This is a genomic window from Streptomyces sp. NPDC020742, assembly GCF_040641675.1.
Lineage (GTDB): Bacteria > Actinomycetota > Actinomycetes > Streptomycetales > Streptomycetaceae > Streptomyces.
The window spans coordinates 121598-140311 of sequence record NZ_JBFAEA010000017.1; the positions used below are offsets into that span (position 1 = coordinate 121598).

The 18714-nt window shown below is 71.5% G+C and carries 14 protein-coding genes; 7 read left to right on the forward strand and 7 right to left on the reverse strand.

What is annotated here, in order from left to right:
* Positions 1-187: 187 nt before the first annotated feature.
* Together AB0G84_RS25945 and AB0G84_RS25950 are read right to left on the reverse strand one after the other, a co-directional pair.
* The gene (locus AB0G84_RS25945; RefSeq protein ID WP_361325347.1) at positions 188-1594 is read right to left on the reverse strand and encodes a HAMP domain-containing sensor histidine kinase; all 1407 of its coding nucleotides are present in this window, start codon (positions 1592-1594) and stop codon (positions 188-190) included.
* Complete coding sequence (locus tag AB0G84_RS25950; protein ID WP_361325350.1) at positions 1591-2319, reverse strand: response regulator transcription factor; 729 nt, start codon at positions 2317-2319, stop codon at positions 1591-1593. The genes AB0G84_RS25945 and AB0G84_RS25950 overlap by 4 nt, the downstream gene beginning before the upstream one ends.
* A 63-nt stretch (positions 2320-2382) precedes the next feature.
* On the opposite strand from AB0G84_RS25950, the gene AB0G84_RS25955 reads away from it, so the two are divergent.
* Together AB0G84_RS25955 and AB0G84_RS25960 are read left to right on the forward strand one after the other, a co-directional pair.
* A complete protein-coding gene (locus AB0G84_RS25955; protein ID WP_361325353.1) occupies positions 2383-3549 on the forward strand; it encodes a UDP-N-acetylglucosamine--N-acetylmuramyl-(pentapeptide) pyrophosphoryl-undecaprenol N-acetylglucosamine transferase in 1167 nt (388 codons plus the stop codon).
* Positions 3546-4550 carry a GDP-mannose 4,6-dehydratase gene (locus AB0G84_RS25960; protein ID WP_361325356.1) on the forward strand — a complete coding sequence of 335 codons (1005 nt, stop codon included), beginning with the start codon at positions 3546-3548 and terminating at the stop codon, positions 4548-4550. The genes AB0G84_RS25955 and AB0G84_RS25960 overlap by 4 nt, the downstream gene beginning before the upstream one ends.
* A 58-nt stretch (positions 4551-4608) precedes the next feature.
* Here the strand turns inward: AB0G84_RS25960 and AB0G84_RS25965 are convergent, their stop codons facing one another.
* On the reverse strand, positions 4609-5259 hold the full coding sequence (locus tag AB0G84_RS25965) for a TetR/AcrR family transcriptional regulator (protein ID WP_361325358.1): 651 nt from the start codon (positions 5257-5259) through the stop codon (positions 4609-4611).
* Positions 5260-5577: 318 nt separating this feature from the next.
* Between AB0G84_RS25965 and AB0G84_RS25970 the strand changes: the two genes are divergently transcribed.
* The 4 genes from AB0G84_RS25970 (at position 5578) to AB0G84_RS25985 (ending at position 9749) form a co-directional block, all read left to right on the forward strand.
* Complete coding sequence (locus AB0G84_RS25970; protein WP_361325361.1) at positions 5578-6552, forward strand: tetratricopeptide repeat protein; 975 nt, start codon at positions 5578-5580, stop codon at positions 6550-6552.
* Between the two features lie 610 nt (positions 6553-7162).
* Positions 7163-7780: a DUF6230 family protein gene (locus AB0G84_RS25975; protein ID WP_361325364.1), complete on the forward strand. Its 618-nt coding sequence runs from the start codon at positions 7163-7165 to the stop codon at positions 7778-7780.
* A 141-nt stretch (positions 7781-7921) separates the two neighbouring features.
* Positions 7922-8485, forward strand: a complete 564-nt coding sequence (locus AB0G84_RS25980; RefSeq protein ID WP_361325367.1) for a DUF6114 domain-containing protein — start codon at positions 7922-7924, stop codon at positions 8483-8485.
* A complete protein-coding gene (locus tag AB0G84_RS25985) occupies positions 8475-9749 on the forward strand; it encodes a hypothetical protein (protein ID WP_361325369.1) in 1275 nt (424 codons plus the stop codon). The genes AB0G84_RS25980 and AB0G84_RS25985 overlap by 11 nt, the downstream gene beginning before the upstream one ends.
* 105 nt (positions 9750-9854) lie before the next feature.
* Here AB0G84_RS25985 and pyk read toward each other — a convergent pair whose 3' ends face one another.
* From pyk to pta, 3 genes are all read right to left on the reverse strand, one after another.
* Entirely contained in the window at positions 9855-11282 is a 1428-nt protein-coding gene (gene pyk / locus AB0G84_RS25990; RefSeq protein ID WP_361325372.1) for a pyruvate kinase, read from the reverse strand.
* Between the two features lie 117 nt (positions 11283-11399).
* Positions 11400-12611: an acetate kinase gene (locus AB0G84_RS25995; RefSeq protein WP_361325375.1), complete on the reverse strand. Its 1212-nt coding sequence runs from the start codon at positions 12609-12611 to the stop codon at positions 11400-11402.
* Between the two features lie 65 nt (positions 12612-12676).
* On the reverse strand, positions 12677-14770 hold the full coding sequence (gene pta / locus AB0G84_RS26000; RefSeq protein WP_361325378.1) for a phosphate acetyltransferase: 2094 nt from the start codon (positions 14768-14770) through the stop codon (positions 12677-12679).
* Positions 14771-14998: 228 nt separating this feature from the next.
* Here pta and AB0G84_RS26005 point away from each other — a divergent pair, with 228 nt between their 5' ends.
* Entirely contained in the window at positions 14999-16024 is a 1026-nt protein-coding gene (locus AB0G84_RS26005) for an ATP-dependent 6-phosphofructokinase (protein WP_361325381.1), read from the forward strand.
* Positions 16025-16104: 80 nt separating this feature from the next.
* On the opposite strand, the gene AB0G84_RS26010 is transcribed toward AB0G84_RS26005, so the two are convergent.
* On the reverse strand, positions 16105-18651 hold the full coding sequence (locus AB0G84_RS26010; RefSeq protein ID WP_361325384.1) for an FtsX-like permease family protein: 2547 nt from the start codon (positions 18649-18651) through the stop codon (positions 16105-16107).
* Between the last annotated feature and the right edge of the window lie 63 nt (positions 18652-18714).

The following is an 18714-nucleotide window of genomic DNA, read 5'->3' on the forward strand; positions in this document are numbered from 1 at the left end:
GGTGCGTCAGGCCGTAGCGGGTGGTGCCGACGGGGCGAGCGGATCCTCACCACCTCCCGGTGTGCGGCCCGCGGCCGCCGGTCACGGTACTGCACGAGCAGGGGAGGGGTTTCGGCCGGTGCCGAGCGCGGGCGAGGCGCTCAGCGCTCGTGGTGGGGGACCGCGGTGTGCCGTGTGCACACTCCGGTCACGGCCGCCTCGTAGGCATCCGCAGTCGGAACAGCGCCCCGCCGCCCGGCGCCTGTTCCGCGGTCAGCTCCGCGCCGTGGGCGTGGGCGATCTGGCGGGCCATGGCCAGGCCGAGGCCCGAGCCGGGGAGGGCGCGGGCGGCCTTGGCGCGGTAGAAGCGGTCGAAGACATGGGGGAGGTCCCCGGGGGCGATGCCGGGGCCGTGGTCGCGGACGGTCAGGTCGAGAGCGTCCGGGCCGGCGTCCAGGGCGGCCTCCACGGGGCCGCCGGGCGGCGAGAACTTCGCGGCGTTGTCGAGGAGGTTGGACAGCAGCCGGCTCAGGCGGGCGGGGACACCGGGGCGGGTGACCTCGGCGGCGCCCGGGGCGACGGAGACGGTGAAGGCGATCTCCGGCCAGTGCTCGCGGGCGGTGGTCACCACGTGCGCCAACAGCGCGGCCGGGCGCACCTGTTCCACCAGCGGCTGCGGCTCCTCGTCGCGGGCGAGTTCGATCAGGTCGTTGACGAGGGTGGTCACCTCGCGCAGCTGGCGGCCCAGCGCGGCGGACGCGCGGTCGCGCTGGGCCTCGGTCAGGCGGTCCCCGCGGGCGAGGAGTTCGGCGTTGGTGCGCAGTGCGGTCAGCGGGGTGCGCAGCTCGTGGGAGGCGTCGGCGACCAGCCGGCGCTGGGCGGAGACGGACTGCTCCAGCTCGCCGAGCATGGTGTTGAAACTGGCGGCGAGGCGGGTGATCTCGTCCTCGCGGGCCGGCGGCCCGGGCGGCAGCTCGATGCGGTGCCGGGCGTCGCGGGTGGCGGCGATCCGCTCCGCGGTGGCGGTGAGCCGGGCGACCGGCGCCAGGCCCGTACGGGAGACCCAGTAGCCGAGCCCGGCGGCCACCAGGACGCCGGCCGCGCCGACCGCGGACAGCGCCCGTGCGGCCTGCCCCACCCCGCGCTCGACGGTGTCGGAACGCAGCGCCACCTGGAGCGCCTCGTCGCGGTGCGGAAGCCGGGAGGTGTACATCCGCACCGGCCGGCCGGCGATGGTGAGTTCTCGGTAGTACGCGGGGGACCGGCCGTCGGCGACCGCGCGGGTGCCGGCGTCGACCGGCAGGGTGCGGTAGCCGCCGCGGGGGTCCTTCGCGGGGTCGGCGGGGACGATCTGGATGCAGGGGGTGGCCGGGAACTGGCACGAGGCGTCGCCCGCGGTCGGCCCCCAGTTGTGGGTGCGCTGGGCGGTCTGGGTGGCCGTCTGAGCCAGCGACAGGTCGAGCTGGCGGGTCATCTGGTGCCGGATGATGACGAAGGCGGCGGCGCAGACCCCGAGGGCCACCACGGCCACCGCGACGGAGGTGGCGAGCGCCAGCCGGGTGCGCAGCGGACGCCGGCGCCGCCAGCGCGCGCCCAGGCCGCGGGTGCCGGTCACCGGTCCTCCGGGTGGCCCAGGCGGTAGCCGATGCCGTGCACGGTATGGACGAGCCGGGGCTCGCCGCCCGCCTCCAGCTTCCGGCGGAGGTAACCGATGTAGACCGCCAGGGAGTTGGAGTCGGGTCCGAAGTCCCGGCCCCAGACCCGCTCCAGGATCGTCTCGCGCGGCAGCACCTGCCCCGGGTGCTGCAGCAGCAGCTCCAGCAGCGCCCACTCGGTGCGGCTGAACTCCAGCGGACGGCCCGCCCGGTGGCCGCTGCGGGTCAACGGGTCCACCACCAGGTCGCCGAAGGACAGCCGGCTGTCCTCGGCGGTGGCGGCGAAGGCGCGGCGCAGCAGGGCCCGGACGCGGGCCACCAGCTCGTCCAGCGCGAACGGCTTGACCAGGTAGTCGTCGGCGCCGGCGTCCAGGCCGTCGACCCGTTCGCTGACCGAGTCGAGCGCGGTCAGGACGAGGATGGGGGTGCGGTCGTCCAGCGCGCGCAGCCGGCGGCAGACGGCCAGCCCGTCCAGGACGGGCATCATCACGTCCAGCACCAGGACGTCCGGCTGCCAGGCGGCGACCTCGGAGAGGGCGGCCAGCCCGTCGGCCGCGCCCCGCACCGCATACCCCTCCACGGCCAGGCCGTCCTCGACGGCGGCGCGAACCTCCGGTTCGTCGTCGACGACCAGGATCTTGGCGGCCGGGGGGCTGTGCGGCGGCTGCGGCAGGGACGATGGCATGGACATAGGCTGCCAAACACCTCTCTTAGAACGTTCTTAGGGCGTATCGCGAGCGTGGCGGCCATGAGCACACCACTCTCGGTCGTGATCGGTGCGGGCGGTACCGGCGGCCACATCTACCCCGGACTCGCCCTCGCCGACGCACTCCGCAGGGCCGTGCCGGACGCGGTGATCTCCTTCGTGGGGACCGAACGCGGACTGGAGACACGGCTGATACCCCAGGCCGGATACCGGCTGCACACCGTCGACATGATCCCCTTCGACCCCTCGCTCGGCGCCCGACGCTATCTGCTGCCGGCCGCGCTGCTGCGCTCGGGCGCCCAGTGCCGGACGATCCTCAAGGAGCAGGGCGCCCAGGTCGCGGTCGGGATGGGCGGTTACCCCAGCGCCCCGGTGATCGTCGGGGCGCGGCTGGCCGGGCTGCCGAGCCTGATCCACGAGTCCAACGCGGTGCCCGGGCGGGCCAACAGATTCGCCGCCCGGCTCACCCCGCACCTCGCCCTGGCCTTCGACCGCAGCGCCGCCCACCTGGCCGGCGGGGAGCGCGCCGAGACGGTGGGGATGCCGCTGGTCGGGCCGTTGGCCCAGCTGGACCGCGACGCACTGCGGCCGGCCGCCCGGCGGGCGCTGGGCGTCCCGGACACCGCGCGGCTGCTGCTGGTCAACGGCGGCAGCCTGGGCGCGGCCCGGCTGACCGCGGCGGCGGTGGGGCTGGCCGGCCGGTACCGGTCGCGGACCGACCTGCGGCTGCTGATCAAGACCGGTCCGGCGGCCCTGGAGGAGACCAGAGCCCTGCTGGCCGCCCATGGCGGGTCGGCCGTCGCCGAGGCGGTTTCCTACCTGCACCGGATGGACCTGGCGTACGCCGCCGCCGACCTCGTGGTGTGCCGGGCCGGCTCGGCGACCGTCGCCGAGCTGGCCACCATCGGCATGCCGGCCGTCCTCGTCCCGTATCCGCACGCGCCCGGTGACCACCAGACGCACAACGCGCGGGTGCTCTCCGACGCCGGCGCGGCGCTGCTGCTGCCCGACGCGGAGGCCTCGGCCGAGCGGCTGGACGAGCTGGTCACCCCGCTCCTCGCCGACCCCGGCCGGCTCGCCGCCATGGGCCAGGCCGCCGACCCGGGCACCCACGCCCGGGCCGCCGACCTGCTGGCCGCCAAGGCACTGGCACTGGCCGGCCACCCCCTTGCCACCCCCCTGGGAACCCACCTGAAGGAGTCAGCATGAACAGCAGCACCACCCAGTGGTCCGGCCGCCGGGTCCTGGTCACCGGGGCCGAGGGCTTCATCGGCTCGGCCCTGGTCGACCTTCTGGTCGAGGCCGGCGCCGAGGTACGCGCCTTCGTCCATTACAAGCCGTACGCGGAAAAGGGAAATCTGGCGCACTATGTGGGGCCGGGCAGCCCGGTGGAGATGATCGCGGGCGACGTCCGGGACGCGGGCCGGGTGTCGGACGCGGTCGCCGGCTGCGACACCGTCTTCCACCTGGCCGCGCTGATCGGGATCCCGTACAGCTACGACGCGCCCGGCGCCTATGTGCAGACCAATGTGGTGGGCACCGAGAACGTCGCGGAGGCCTGCCGCCGGCACGCCGTGCGGCGGTTGGTGCACACCTCCACCAGCGAGGTCTACGGGACCGCCCGGACCGCGCCGATCGGCGAGGACCACCCGCTGCAGCCGCAGTCGCCGTACTCCGCCTCGAAGATCGGCGCGGACATGACGGCGCTCTCGCACTGGCACGCCTTCGAGCTGCCGGTGACGGTGGTGCGCCCGTTCAACACCTACGGCCCCCGGCAGTCCGCCCGTGCGGTGATCCCCACGATCCTGGCCCAACTGCACGCCGGCGCCCGGCAGATCAGGCTCGGCTCGCTCACCCCGACCCGTGACTTCACCTATGTCACCGACACCGCGGCCGGGTTCCTGGCGGTGGCCGACTGCGACCGGGCGCTGGGCCACGTCATCAACCTCGGCACCGGGCGGGAGATCGCCATCGGGGCGCTCGCCGAGGCGCTGATCACCGCCTCCGGCCGGGACGCCGAGGTCGTCGTCGACCCGGCGCGGCTGCGGCCCTCGGGCAGCGAGGTCGAGCGGCTGCTCTCGGACAACTCCCGGGCCCGCGAGTGGGCTTCCTGGCATCCGGAGGTCTCCCTGGAGGAGGGCCTGCGGCGGACCTCGGCCTGGGTCGCGGAGCACCTCCACCTGTTCGCGGCCGACCGCTACCAGGTCTGACCGTCCCGGGGCCCGGGCGCGTACGGCGTCCGGGCCCGCAGGCCCGCTCGCGGTCCTCTCAGGCCTGCTCGCGGTCTCCCAGTCCGGCCAGACCGGTGAGGAAGAGCGCGGTGAAGTCCTGCCCCCACTCGGCGTCCACCGGCTCGCCGCTGACCAGCGTCCGGTGCACGATCGCCCCGGCGATCACATCGAAGATCAGGTCCATGTTGCGGGTGGCCGCCCGGTCACCGTCCTCACCGGGGGTGTCCGCGGGCAGCTCGCCCCGGTCCTGCGCCCGCGAACGGCCCAGCAGCACCAGCCGCTTCTGGCGGTCGACGATCGCCGAGCGGATCCGCTCGCGCAACGCCGCGTCGGTGGTGGACTCGGCGACCACGGCCATTAGCGCGGTCTTGGTCTCCGGCCGGGCGAGCAGCGCGCCGAACTGCAGCACCACGCCCTCGATGTCGGCTCGCAACGAGCCCCGGTCGGGGAGTTCCAGCTCGTCGAAGAGGACCGCCACGGCGTCCACCACGAGCTCGTTCTTGTTGGCCCAGCGGCGGTAGAGCGTGGTCTTGGCGACCCCGGCCCGGGCCGCCACCTCGCTCATGGTCAGCCGTCCCCAGCCCAGGTCGACGAGCGCGGCGCGGGTGGCGCAGAGGATCGCATGGTCGGTCTCGGCGCTGCGCGGACGTCCCGTGCGGCCCTTCCGGGGGCTGGCTGAGTGGTGCATGCGGGCGACCATACCGGCCGGTAGGCGCCCCGGAGGCGCGGCCCGTGAGCGAGATCACTCACTACGGGGCCGGAACCGGTTGTTGCGCTGGGGCGACGGCGAGTTACGCTACGACCCGTAGCGTAAGAGTGACAGCCACCGGCCGTGGGTGGGGACCCATGGCCATGTAGTACGGGCCCATGTGGCCATGCAGTACGGCCCCGTGCGGGCCGCTCGCAGGACCGCTCACCGCGACGACCGCAGTGCCGATCGCACCACCGCCGCATCGCTTTCCGGATCGCTTTTCGGAACGGACCGCCCAGGGGGGAGGATGGACCCATGCAGCCACGCAATATGTCCATGAGTGGAGTCGTCGACCTCGCAGCGGTCAAGGCGGCCGGCGAAGCGAAGCAGAAGGCGGAGCAGGCGCGGGCCGAGGCCGCCCGTACCGGCCGGGCGCCGGCGGGCGGGGCCCGCCTGGTGTTCGACGTCGACGAGGCGGGTTTCCAGCAGGACGTCCTGCAGCGCTCGACCGAGGTCCCGGTCGTCATCGACTTCTGGGCCGAGTGGTGCGAGCCGTGCAAGCAGTTGGGCCCGCTGTTGGAGCGGCTCGCGGCGGAGTACGCCGGCAAGTTCGTGCTCGCCAAGATCGACGTCGACGCCAACCAGATGCTGTTCCAGCAGTTCGGGGTGCAGGGCATCCCGGCGGTGTTCGCGGTGGTCGCCGGCCAGCCGATCCCGCTGTTCCAGGGCGCGGCCCCCGAGGGGCAGATCCGCCAGGTGCTCGACCAACTGGTGCAGGCCGCCGAGCAGCAGTTCGGCATCGTGGGCGCGCCGGTCGACCCGGCCGCCGCGGGTGAGCCGGCCGAGGTCGACGAGGCGCCGGTGCCGGCCGGCCCGTACGACGCCCTGCTGGAGGCCGCCAGCCAGGCGCTGGACTCCGGCGATCTGGACGGCGCCGTCCAGGCGTACCGGAACGTGCTCGCCGACGACCCGACCAACCCGGAGGCCAAGCTCGGCCTCGCGCAGGCCGAACTCCTCCGCCGGGTGCAGGACCTGGACCCGCAGGTGGTGCGCAAGGAGGCCGCGGACAACCCGGCCGATGTGCCGGCGCAGATCCGCGCCGCGGACCTCGACCTGGTCGGCGGTCATGTCGAGGACGCGTTCGGTCGGCTGGTCGACGCGGTGAAGCGCACCGCGGGGGACGACCGGGAGGCCGCGCGGGTGCGGCTGCTGGAGCTGTTCGACGTCATCGGCGCGGACGACCCGCGGGTGACGGCGGCCCGCACCGCCCTTGCCAGGGTGCTGTTCTGACCCGCTGTAGTGCCGGGCGTCCGCTTCTGACCTGTACGCCCACCGCGAGTTGAGCAAACAAACAGAGCAGCGGCCACGTTTTGCCAAAACTTGGTAAACGTGGCCGCTGTTACTTGGAGTAAGTCCGAGCGACCCCCTTGCGGTTCTCTGTCCGCAATTGCCGTATGTCTTGCTGTGGTGAGCAACGACAATGCGTGTCCACCCGGTTCCGGACCGTCGCGGCGAGGTTATCAGCCCGTTACCCGCAAGTAACGAGCCTCTTGTGTCCAGGGCGTGAATGGACCACGATCGGCCAGGCTCGGTCCATTCCGCAGCCCGACATCCGGTCGGTGCGACGGTCATTGGGTCCCCACCGAGTGGTCGGCGGCAGGCGTCGCCGGCCGTGGACAGGGGGGTCTCTGCCCCACCCGGCAGGGCCTGTCCAGGAGGTTGCGCGAGAGCGTGGCCAGTGGTTGTCGCTCGGGGGTGATCGCCGGTATTCGGAACACGATGTGCCTCCGAGGACGGGCGCTCTCCTTCCCGAGGACGTAGCACTTCTCCCATCCCAGGTACCGCTTCCCCAACGGGGGCCGCCGGTACCGGAGATGTACGTCCGAGAAGGAGGAAAGTCATGGAGTCCCTGGCTCGTGGCGGGACCAGATGGAAGCGGTTCGCCGTCGTCATGGTGCCGAGCGTCGCGGCGACCGCCGCGATCGGCGTCGCGCTCTCGCAGGGTGCGCTCGCGGCATCGTTCAGCGTGTCCGGCCAGCAGTTCAAGGTCGCTACCGACCGGCTGGACGGCACCGGATTTGTTCAGTACGGAGCCATTGACGCCCAGAAGGGCGGCAAGCAGGTCCCGGTGGCGGTCTCGGGGTTCTCGAACGCCAAGATCCGGAACCTGTGCCAGTCGGTGGTTGTGCCGGTCCCGGTCTTCGGCGATGTGTCGATGAAGCTGTCGGCCGGTGGCGGTGGCACGCCCGTCGAGGCGAAGAACCTCTACATCGACCTCGACCAGCTGGACGCGGACGCGACCTTCAACAACATCGACATCGGTGTTGCTGCGGGCTCGACGACCAAGGGTCCGGGCATGCACAAGGGCGACAAGGCCGACCCCGGCTCGTTCGCCCAGCAGGCCGACTCGGCCACGCTCACCCACGTCAAGCAGACGGCATGGGCCACCACGGCCGGCACGTTCAAGCTCAGCGGCCTCAAGATGAGCGTCGCCAAGGGCAAGAACGAGTGCTACTGACGCACTGAGTACTGAGCGTACGGGCGCGGGGCGGAGCCGCGCGGCGGCCGATGCCGTTTCCCCGTGCCCGTACGCCGGGTAGCCAGGTAGCACATCTCAGCTCAGAACCACCGATTTGCCAGTCCCGAGGAGCTGTACGACATGAGCGCCGATACGCGACCACGGCTGATCGAGACCATCGGCCGGAAGCGGAGTTCGTTCCGGGAGTGGCGCGGACACCGCCCGTTCTGGGGCGGTTTGCTGACCGTGCTGGCCGGCATCCCGATCATGTACATCCCTTACGCGAACCTCACGATCGGTTCCCTGACCGTCCGCATGGCGACCACCGCCGGCGCCGGCTCGCTGATCATCGGCGTACTGCTGGTCGTGCTCGGCCTGACCATGTGGTTCCAGCCGGCCTCGCGGGTGTTCGCCGGTGTGGCGGCGATCCTGCTCTCCCTGGTCTCCCTGGTCGTCTCGAACTTCGGCGCCTTCCTGATCGGTTTCCTGCTGGGGCTGATCGGCGGTGCGCTCGGGGTGTCCTGGGCGCCGGGCCGGGCTCCGGAGGGCGGGAGCGACGCCGAAGGGCCGGCGGCCCGCAACGTCGCCGGGCCGGTGGTGGCGACCAACCCCGCGCCGGCTGGGCCCGGGTTGGGCAGCGGACTGGACGACCTGTCAGGAACGAGCCCGACCAACGGAACGAACGGGAGGCACCGTGCCGGGTGACGAGCTGCACGAGGAGACTGCAGCCGCCGGGGCGAGAACAACCGGGCCGAGACACGCGGCGCCCAAGAAGCCGCTGCTCACTCGGCTGCACGTGCCCGCGGGCAAGGCGATAGCCATCGCCGCCATGCCGTCCGCCGTGCTGATGGGCATGGGGCTGACGCCCCAGATGGCGATCGCCAAGCCGGCGCCGCCCAAGAGCCCCTTCAAGGACGGCCCCTGCGTCACCGCCCCCGACAAGGTGGACGGCAAGGACGCCAAGTCCAAGGACAAGAAGGGCGCATCGGACGCTTCGTCGTCCGCCAAGCCCTCCGCCTCGCCCTCGCCGTCCGGGGGCAAGGACGGCGCCAAGCAGCCCGAACCGTCGCCGTCGGCGTCGCAGAAGACCGAGGAGCCCGCCGGCTCGGCGACCCCGTCGCCCTCGGCCTCCGACGACAAGAAGGACGACGGCGGCCTGCTGGGCGGCATCGGCGATGCGCTCGGCGGCCTCTTCGGCGGCGACAAGGACAGCTCATCGGAGTCGTCCGCCTCGCCGAGCCCCTCGCCGTCGGAGTCCGCCACCAAGGACGCGGGTGCGCAGTCCACGGACTCCGGATCCGCCGTCGACAAGGTCACCAAGCCGGTCAAGGACACCGTCGACAAGGTCACCGACGGCGCCGGCAAGGCCGGTGACACCGTCAAGGACGGGTCCAAGACGGTCAACGACACCGTCCACGGCGCGGTCGGCACGGCGGATAACGCACTGCCCGGCGGCGGGCTGGACGGCAAGGACGCCGACGGCAAGAAGGCGTTCCCCTGCGTCGTCGAGAACAAGCAGAAGGGCAAGGACGAGCAGACCCCCGTCACCCTGCCCGACGACCCCTGGCACCTGGAGTCCAGCGCGCTCACCCTGCGCGGGCTGAACTACGAGGGCGTCGTCAACGTCACCACCCAGAGCGGCCACACCAAGCAGGCCCTGAAGTTCACCGCCGACAGCGTCGACATCGGCGATCTGCACCAGATCGTCGACGACCCGTCGTCCGGGAAGAAGTACCACGTCCAGGGCGCCCCGGGCTCCACGTCCACGATCCGCGGCGGCAAGGTGACCATGTACACCGAGCGGCTGCAGGGCAACCTCTTCGGGTTGATCCCGATCGTCTTCGACCCCGAGCACCCGCCGCCCCTGAACGTCCCGTTCGCCTACTTCACCAAGGTGAAGATCAACCAGGCGGGCCAGTTCGGCGGCAACCTGCACATCCCCGGGCTGCACCAGTCGATCAGCGACTGACGAACGCCCCCGGGCCACCGACCCGTTCGGGAGCCGCAGAAACGGCGGTGGGCCGCCCCTCCGGAGAGGGGCGGCCCACCGCCGTTTCGTTGTGCGTACGCGGCGTCAGGCGCGCTCGCCGCCCAGGTGGTGCACCCGGACCATGTTGGTGGTGCCGGGGACGCCGGGGGGCGAACCGGCCGTGATCAGCATGGTGTCGCCCTTGCTGTAGCGCTTGAGCTTGAGCAGCTCGGCGTCCACCAGGTCGACCATCGCGTCGGTGTTGTCGACGTGCTCCACCACGAAGCTGTCCACGCCCCAGCTCAGCGTGAGCTGGTTGCGGGTGGAGGTATCGGTGGTGAAGGCGAGGATCGGCTGGGCCGCGCGGTAACGGGAGAGCCGGCGGGCGGTGTCACCGGACTTGGTGAAGGCCACCAGCGCCTTGCCGTCGAGGAAGTCGGCCATCTCGCAGGCCGCCCGGGCCACCGCGCCGCCCTGCGTCCGCGGCTTCTTGCCGGGCACCAGCGGCTGCAGGCCCTTGGCGAGCAGCTCCTCCTCGGCCGCCTCGACGATCTTCGACATCGTCTTGACGGTCTCGATCGGGTACTGGCCGACCGAGGACTCCGCGGAGAGCATCACCGCGTCCGCGCCGTCCAGGATCGCGTTGGCGACGTCCGAGGCCTCGGCGCGGGTCGGCCGGGAGTTGGTGATCATCGACTCCATCATCTGGGTCGCCACGATCACCGGCTTGGCGTTCCGGCGGCACAGCTCGATCAGCCGCTTCTGCACCATCGGGACCTTCTCCAGCGGGTACTCCACCGCCAGGTCACCACGGGCGACCATGATGGCATCGAAGGCCAGCACGACCTCCTCCATGTTGGCCACCGCCTGCGGCTTCTCCACCTTGGCGATCACCGGGACCCGCCGGCCCACCTCGTCCATCACCCGGTGCACGTCCTGGACGTCCTTGGCGTCCCGGACGAAGGACAGCGCGACCATGTCGCAGCCCATCCGCAGGGCGAACTTCAGGTCCTCGACGTCCTTCTCGGACAGCGCCGGGACGTTGACCGCCGCACCGGGCAGGTTGATGCCCTTGTGGTCGGAGATCACACCGCCCTCGATGACGATGGTGCGCACTCGGGAGCCCTCGACCTCGACGACCTGGAGGGCGACGTTGCCGTCGTTGATCAGGACCGGGTCGCCCTTGGAGACGTCGCCGGGCAGGCCCTTGTAGGTCGTCCCGCAGATCTGCTTGTCGCCGGGCACGTCCTCGGTGGTGATGACGAACTCGTCGCCGCGCACCAGCTCCACCGGGCCGTCGGCGAAGGTCTCCAGGCGGATCTTGGGGCCCTGGAGGTCGGCCAGCACACCGACGGCGCGGCCGGTCTCCTCGGAGGCCTTGCGGAGGCGGTGGTACCGCTCCTCGTGCTCCGGCTGGGTCCCGTGGCTCATGTTGAATCGGGCCACGTTCATGCCGGCCTCGATCAGCGTCTTCAGCTGGTCGTAGGAGTCGACGGCGGGGCCCAGGGTGCAGACGATTTTGGAACGGCGCATGGGCAGAATCCTATCGGTTTTGTTTACGAGCGGAATATTCCAGCCCTGCATCCGACGGCCCATGCCGCATCGAGCCGGGGCGAACGCAGTGGGTGAAGCCGGCGGGAGCCGTGGGGACTACTCCTTGACCAGGGCGTATGTCTGCTGGGCGATCTCCAGTTCCTCGTCCGTCGGCACCACGGCGACCGCGACCCGGGCGTAGTCGGGCGAGATCAGCCGGGGCTCGTCGGACCGTACGGCGTTGAGCGAGGCGTCCACGGCCATGCCCAGCTCCTCCAGGCCGGCGATCGCGGCCTCGCGCACCGGGGCGGCGTTCTCGCCGACGCCCGCGGTGAAGGCCACCGCATCCACCCGGCCGAGCACCGCGGTGTACGCGCCGATGTACTTCTTCAGCCGGTGGATGTAGATGTCGAAGGCGAGCGCGGCGCGCTGGTCGCCCTCGTCGATCCGGCGTCGGATCTCCCGCATGTCGTTGTCCCCGCAGAGCCCGATCAGCCCGCTCTTCTTGTTGAGCAGGACGTCGACCTCGTCCTCCGACATCCCCGCCACCCGCTTGAGGTGGAAGGTCACCGCCGGGTCGATGTCACCGGAGCGGGTGCCCATGACCAGGCCCTCCAGCGGGGTCAGGCCCATCGAGGTGTCCACACAGCGGCCGCCGGCCACCGCCGAGGCCGAGGCGCCGTTGCCCAGGTGCAGCACGATGACATTGACCTCGGAGGGGTCCTTGCCCAGCAGCTCGGCGGTCTTGCGGGAGACGTAGGCGTGCGAGGTGCCGTGGAAGCCGTAGCGGCGGATGCGGTGTGCGTCGGCGGTCTCCACGTCGATGGCGTACCGGGCCGCGTGCTCCGGCATCGTGGTGTGGAAGGCGGTGTCGAAGACCGCGACCTGCGGGAGGTCGGGGCGGAGCGCCTGCGCGGTGCGGATGCCGGTGATGTTCGCCGGGTTGTGCAGCGGGGCGACCGGCACCAGCCGCTCGATCTCCTTGAGCACCGCGTCGTCGATCACGGTCGGCGCGCTGAACTTCAGCCCGCCGTGCACCACCCGGTGCCCGATCGCGGCGAGCTCGGGGGAGTCCAGCCCGAGGTCGTCGGCGGCCAGCTCCGCCGCGACGGCCTTCAGCGCGGCCTCGTGGTCGGCTATCGCGCCCTCGGTCTCCCGCTTCGCGCCGCCGGTGGCCAACGGGGTGTGCGCCAGGCGCGAGGTCTCTTCACCTATCCGCTCGACCAGGCCGACCGCGAGCCGCGAGCCGTCGGCCATGTCGAGCAACTGGTACTTCACCGATGAGGAGCCGGAGTTGAGGACGAGGACGCGGGTGGCGTTGGCAGTCATGGAGCGCTTTCCGGTGAGGGTTGAGGGTGGGGACGGGGAGGGAGGAGGGGGGACGGGGCGGGCCGTCAGGCGGTGGGCCCGGAGCCGGGCTGGGCGCCCTGTGCCTGGATGGCCGTGATGGCCACGGTGGTGACGATGTCCTGGACCAGCGCGCCGCGCGAGAGGTCGTTGACCGGCTTGCGCAGCCCCTGCAGGACCGGGCCGACGGCCACCGCGCCGGCCGACCGCTGCACGGCCTTGTAGGTGTTGTTGCCGGTGTTGAGGTCCGGGAAGATCAGCACGGTCGCCCGGCCGGCCACGTCGGAGTCGGGGAGCTTGGTCTGCGCGACCGCCGCGTCCACCGCCGCGTCGTACTGGATCGGCCCCTCGACCAGCAGGTCGGGGCGGAGCTCGCGGACGATCTCGGTGGCCTTGCGGACCTTGTCCACGTCCGCGCCGGAGCCGGAGGTGCCGGTGGAGTACGACAGCAGCGCGATCCGCGGCTCCACGCCGAACTGGGCGGCGGTGGCGGCCGACTGGATGGCGATATCGGCCAGCTGCTCGGCGTTGGGGTCGGGGTTGACCGCGCAGTCGCCGTAGACCAGCACCCGGTCGGCCAGGCACATGAAGAAGACCGAGGAGACGATCTGGGCGTCCGGCTTGGTCTTGATGATCTCGAAGGCGGGTCGGATGGTGGCCGCCGTGGAGTGCACCGCGCCGGAGACCATGCCGTCGGCCAGGCCCTCCTGGACCATCAGGGTGCCGAAGTAGGAGACGTCGGCGACCACGTCGTGGGCGAGTTCGTAGCTGACGCCCCTGTGGGCGCGCAGCCGCGCGTACAGCTCGGCGAACCGCTCGCGCAGTTCGGAGGTCTGCGGGTCGATGATCTGCGCGTCCGCCAGGTCGATGGCCAGGTCGGCGGCGCGCTTGCGGATCGCCTCCTCCTCGCCCAGCAGCGTCAGGTCGCAGACGTCCCGGCGCAGCAGGACGTCGGCGGCGCGCAGCACCCGCTCCTCGGAGCCCTCGGGGAGGACCACCCGGCGGCGCCCGGCGCGGGAGCGCTCGATCAGCTCGTGCTCGAACATCATCGGGGTGACCCGGACGGAGCGACCGACCGAGATCCGGTTCGTCAGCTCCACGGTGTCCACATGGCGCTCGAAGAGGCCGAGCGCGGTCTCCGCCTTGCGCGGGGAGGCGGCGTTCAGCTTGCCCTCGATCGCGAACAGCTCGCCGGCGGTCGGGAAGGAGCCGCCCGGTACGGAGATGACCGGGGTGCCGGGGGCGAGCCGGCCGGCCAGCGCCATGATGTCCGGGCCGGGCTTCTCGTCGAGGGTGAGCAGCACACCGGCGATCGGCGGGGCGCCGGCGCTGTGCGCGGCGAGCGAGCCGATGACCAGGTCGGCGCGGTCCCCGGGGGTCACCACCAGGCAGCCGGGGGTGAGCGCCTTGAGGAAGGTGGGCAGCATGGCGCCGCCGAAGACGAAGTCCCTCGCGTCCCGGGCCAGCCCGGAGTCATCGCCGAGCAGCACCTCGGCGCCCAGCGTGTGCACGACCTGGGCGACGGTCGGCGCGGAGAGCGACCCGTCCTCGGGGAGCGCGTAGCAGGGCACCGGCAGGCGGGCGGCGAGCCGCTCCACGACCGCCTCGCGCAGCTCGGGGGCCACCCGGTTGACGACCACGGCGACGACGTCGCAGCCCAGCGACTCGAACGCCCGGTGGGCGTTGCGGGCCTCGGCGCGCACCGACTCGGCCTCTTGGCCCTGGCCGCCGACGACGGCGATCAGCGAGGCGCCGAATTCATTGGCGAGCCGGGCGTTGAGGCTCAGCTCGTCCGGGAGGCTGGTGTCGGCGTAGTCCGAGCCGAGGACCAGGACGTACTCGTAGTCCCTGGCCACCGCGTGGAAGCGCTCGACCAGCCGGGAGGCCAGCTCGTCGGTGCCGCGCTCGGCCTGGAGGGCGGCGGCCTCCTCGTACGCCATGCCATAGACGGTCTCGGCGGACTGGGTCAGCCGGTAGCGGGCCCGCAGCAGCTCGAAGAGCCGGTCCGGCCCGTCGTGCACAAGAGGGCGGAAGACCCCCACCCGGTCGACGTGGCGGGTCAGGAGTTCCATGACTCCCAGCTCGACGACCTGGCGGCCGTCGCCGCGGTCGATACCGGTCACGTACACGCTGCGGGTCACGCGTGTTCTCCATCCAGTCCGTTGGTCGCAAGGTCAAAATCAGCCATTATTGTGAGCTCGCCCCTCTTGACAATACCTGCGCGTCTGGCTAAGTCGCTCTTCCAGTTTCTCCTGCCCAGTCTGGGCAAGGACAGTAGGGGGCGGGTCCGTGGCGAGGCCGGGGCCCGGCGGCCCGTGAAACAATCGGACCGGCTCAGAACCCACAGCGAGCACAGGAGACACAGCACGATGCGTATCGGAGTCCTCACCGCAGGCGGCGACTGCCCCGGCCTGAATGCTGTGATCCGGTCCGTGGTCCACCGCGCGCTCACGGGCCACGGCGACGAGGTCATCGGCTTCGAGGACGGCTTCAAGGGGCTCCTCGACGGCCGTTTCCGCAAGCTCGACCTGGAGGCCGTCAGCGGCATCCTCGCCCGCGGCGGCACCATCCTCGGCTCCTCCCGGCTGGAGCGCGCCCGGCTCCAGGAGGCCTGCGAGAACGCCAAGGACCACTCCAAGGACTACGGCATCGACGTGCTGATCCCGATCGGCGGCGAGGGCACCCTCACCGCCGCGCGGATGCTGTCGGACGCCGGGCTGCCGGTCGTCGGCGTCCCCAAGACCATCGACAACGACATCTCCTCCACCGACCGCACCTTCGGCTTCGACACCGCGGTCGGCGTGGCGACCGAGGCCATCGACCGCCTCAAGACCACCGCGGAGTCCCACCAGCGCGTGATGGTCGTCGAGGTGATGGGCCGGCACGCGGGCTGGATCGCCCTGGAGTCCGGGATGGCCGGCGGTGCCCACGGCATCTGCCTGCCGGAGCGCGAGTTCGACGTGGGCGACCTGGTCACCATGGTCGAGGAGCGGTTCGCGCGGGGCAAGAAGTTCGCCGTGGTCTGCGTCGCCGAGGGGGCCCACCCGGCCCCCGGCACCATGGACTACAAGAAGGGCGCCATCGACCAGTACGGCCACGAGCGGTTCTCCGGCATCGGCACCGCGCTCGCCGTCGAACTCGAAAACCGCCTCGGCAAGGAGGCCCGCCCGGTCATCCTCGGCCACGTCCAGCGCGGCGGCACCCCCACCGCCTACGACCGGGTGCTCGCCACCCGCTTCGGCTGGCACGCCGTGGAGGCCGCACACCGCGGCGAGTACGGCATGATGACCGCGCTGCGCGGCACCGACATCACCATGGTGCCGCTGGCCGAGGCGGTCACCGAGCTCAAGACCGTGCCCTCCTTGCGGATGGACGAGGCCGAGTCGGTCTTCTGATCCCGGGGCCCGTACCGCGCACGACGGCGGCGCGCCTCCCCTCGATTCGAGGGAGGGCGCGCCGCCGTTCGCGTGCGCGGTCACTGCGCGCCGATCGCCTCCAGCACGTTCAGCCGGGCCGCCCGGCGGGCCGGCCACAGCGCGGCCAGCATCCCCACGACCAGCGCGATCAGTACGAACAGCGCGAGCCGGCCCCAGGGCAGCAGCAGCTCGTAGGTCGGCAGGCCCTGGCTGACCAGGTTGCCGGTGGCCCAGGAGCAGAAGACACCCACCGCGATGCCCAGGCCCGCGCCGAACAGCGCGATGACCACCGACTCCAGCCGGACCATCTGCTTGATGCCGCTGCGGGCCAGGCCGATCGCCCGCAGCATCCCGATCTCGCGGGTCCGCTCGAAGACCGACATGGCGAGGGTGTTGACGACGCCCACCACCGCGATGATGACGGCCATGCCCAGCAGCCCGTAGGAGACGTTGAGCACCATCTCGATGCTCGCGGCGTTCTCCTTGCGCAGGTCGGCGTGGTCCTGGACCTTCAGCAGCGGGCTGTCGCCGAGGGCGTGCCGGATCTGCTTCGCCAGCCCCTCCGACGGGCCGTCCTGGGCCTTCACCAGCAGTGACTCGACCATCGGCACGATCTGGTGCGGTGCCGCCAGCGAGGTGGCGCCGACCGAGTCGCCGAGCACCTGGTTGTCCGCGTAGATTCCGACGATCTTGAGCTTCGCCTTCTTCTTGTCGTAGAAGGTGGCGTCCAGGGTGTCGCCGGTCTGCCAGCCCTTCATCTTGGCCATCTCCTGGGAGACCGCGATGTCGTTGCCTCCGGCGCCCTTCAACGAACCGCTGATGAAGTCCAGTTGGATGACCTTGCCGATCGTGCGGAGGTCGGTGCCCATCAGGCCCATGGAGGAGTGAGGGGTCGTGAAGCCCGTATTGCGCAGCGGAGCCGCCGCCTCGACGCCCGGGACGTCCACCACCTTCTGCGCCAGCTTGGGGTCGAGACCGGAGGAGGTCCCGATCTTGTAGTCGGCCTTCAGCCCCTGGGCCGTCATCTTGTCCATGGCCTGCCCGGCGGAGTTCCCGACGACCGTCATACCGGTGATCAGGGTGAGGCCGATCATCAGCGCCGAGGCGGTCGCCGCCGTACGGCGGGGGTTGCGCAGCGTGTTCTCCGTGGCCAGCTTGCCGCTGATGCCGAAGAGCCGGGTGGTGACGATGCCCGCCAGCGAAACCAGGGGCCGGGACAGCATCGGCGCGAGGATGATGACGCCGGTCAGCGTCAGCATTCCGCCCACCATCGCGATCGGCAGGTCGTCGGCCTTCTTCAGCGTGGAGACGTAGCACATGGTCGCGATGCCGAGGCCGGTGATGACCGCGCCGAGGGAGTTGCGGAGCACCAGGCTGCGCAGTGCCGGCGGCGCCTCGACGGTGTTGAGCGCCTCCACCGGGGCGATCTTCGCCGCCTTGCGGGACGGCAGCCAGGCGGCCAGTACGGTCACCACGACACCCACACCGAGCGCGGAGAGCACCGCGGCCGGGCTGATGACGACCGGTCCGTCCGGGAAACCCGCGCCATTCGCTTCGAGCACCGCCCGCAGGCCCACGGCGAGGCCGATGCCCAGCGCGAATCCGACGGCCGACGAGATCAGGCCCAGCAGGGCCGCCTCCGCGAGTACCGAGCGCACGACCTGACGGCGGGAGGCGCCGATCGCGCGCATCAGGGCGATCTCCCGGCTGCGCTGGGAGATCAGCATGGTGAAGGTGTTGGCGATGATGAAGACGCCGACGAACAGCGCGATCCCGGCGAAGGTCAGCAGCGTCTGGGTCAGGGCCTTGTTCTGGCTGGAGACCATCATGGACTGCTCGGCGGCGAGATTGGCGCCGCTGGTCGCCGTGGCGCGGTCCTTGGGCAGCACCTCCCTGACCTTGTCGGTCAGTGCCTCCTGATCGGCGCCGGGCGCGGCACCGATCACCAGCTCGTCGAACTGGCCGGGGTGCAGGAACAGCTTCTGCGCGGTGGCGGTGTCGAAGAGCGTCAGGCTGCCGCCCGCGGTGACCTGCGGGTCGTCGGTGGAGACGATGCCGACCAGCTTCTTCGTCAGCACCGGGCCGTCGGTGGCGAGCCGCACGGAGTCACCGATCTTGCGGCCGGACGCCTTCGCGGTCGCCTCGTCCAGCGCGATCTCGTTGCCGGCGGCCGGTCCGCGGCCCTTCAGCAGCGGGTAGTGGGGGTCGTGACCGTCCTTGTCCGGCTGGAAGTTGGTGGCGAGGTTCTGCCAGTCGTGGCCGAGCGGCACATTGTCCGGGCCGGCGACGGTGGCCGTGCCGTTGACATTGCTGCGTACGGACTGCACGCCGGGCAGTGCGCGGATTTTGTCCGCCAGCTTTTCGTCGACAAGGGTGGTCCGCTTGCCGTCCTTGCCGACGTCCGGGGAGCTGTCGGCGGCCTCGGCCTGGACGGAGACGGCCACCCCGTCGAGGTTCTTCTCGGACGCCTTCTTGACGGCCGAGCTGACGGTGTCACTGAAGACGAGGGTGCCGGCGACGAAGGCGACGCCGAGCAGGACCGCGAGCGCGGTCATCATCAATCGGGCTTTGTGCGCAAGGAGGTTGCGCAGGGCGGTACGCAGCATGGTGGTGTGTCAGTCCTGGTCCGGTGGCGGGGGAGGAAGGGCTGCGCCCGGGGGCGCGGCGGG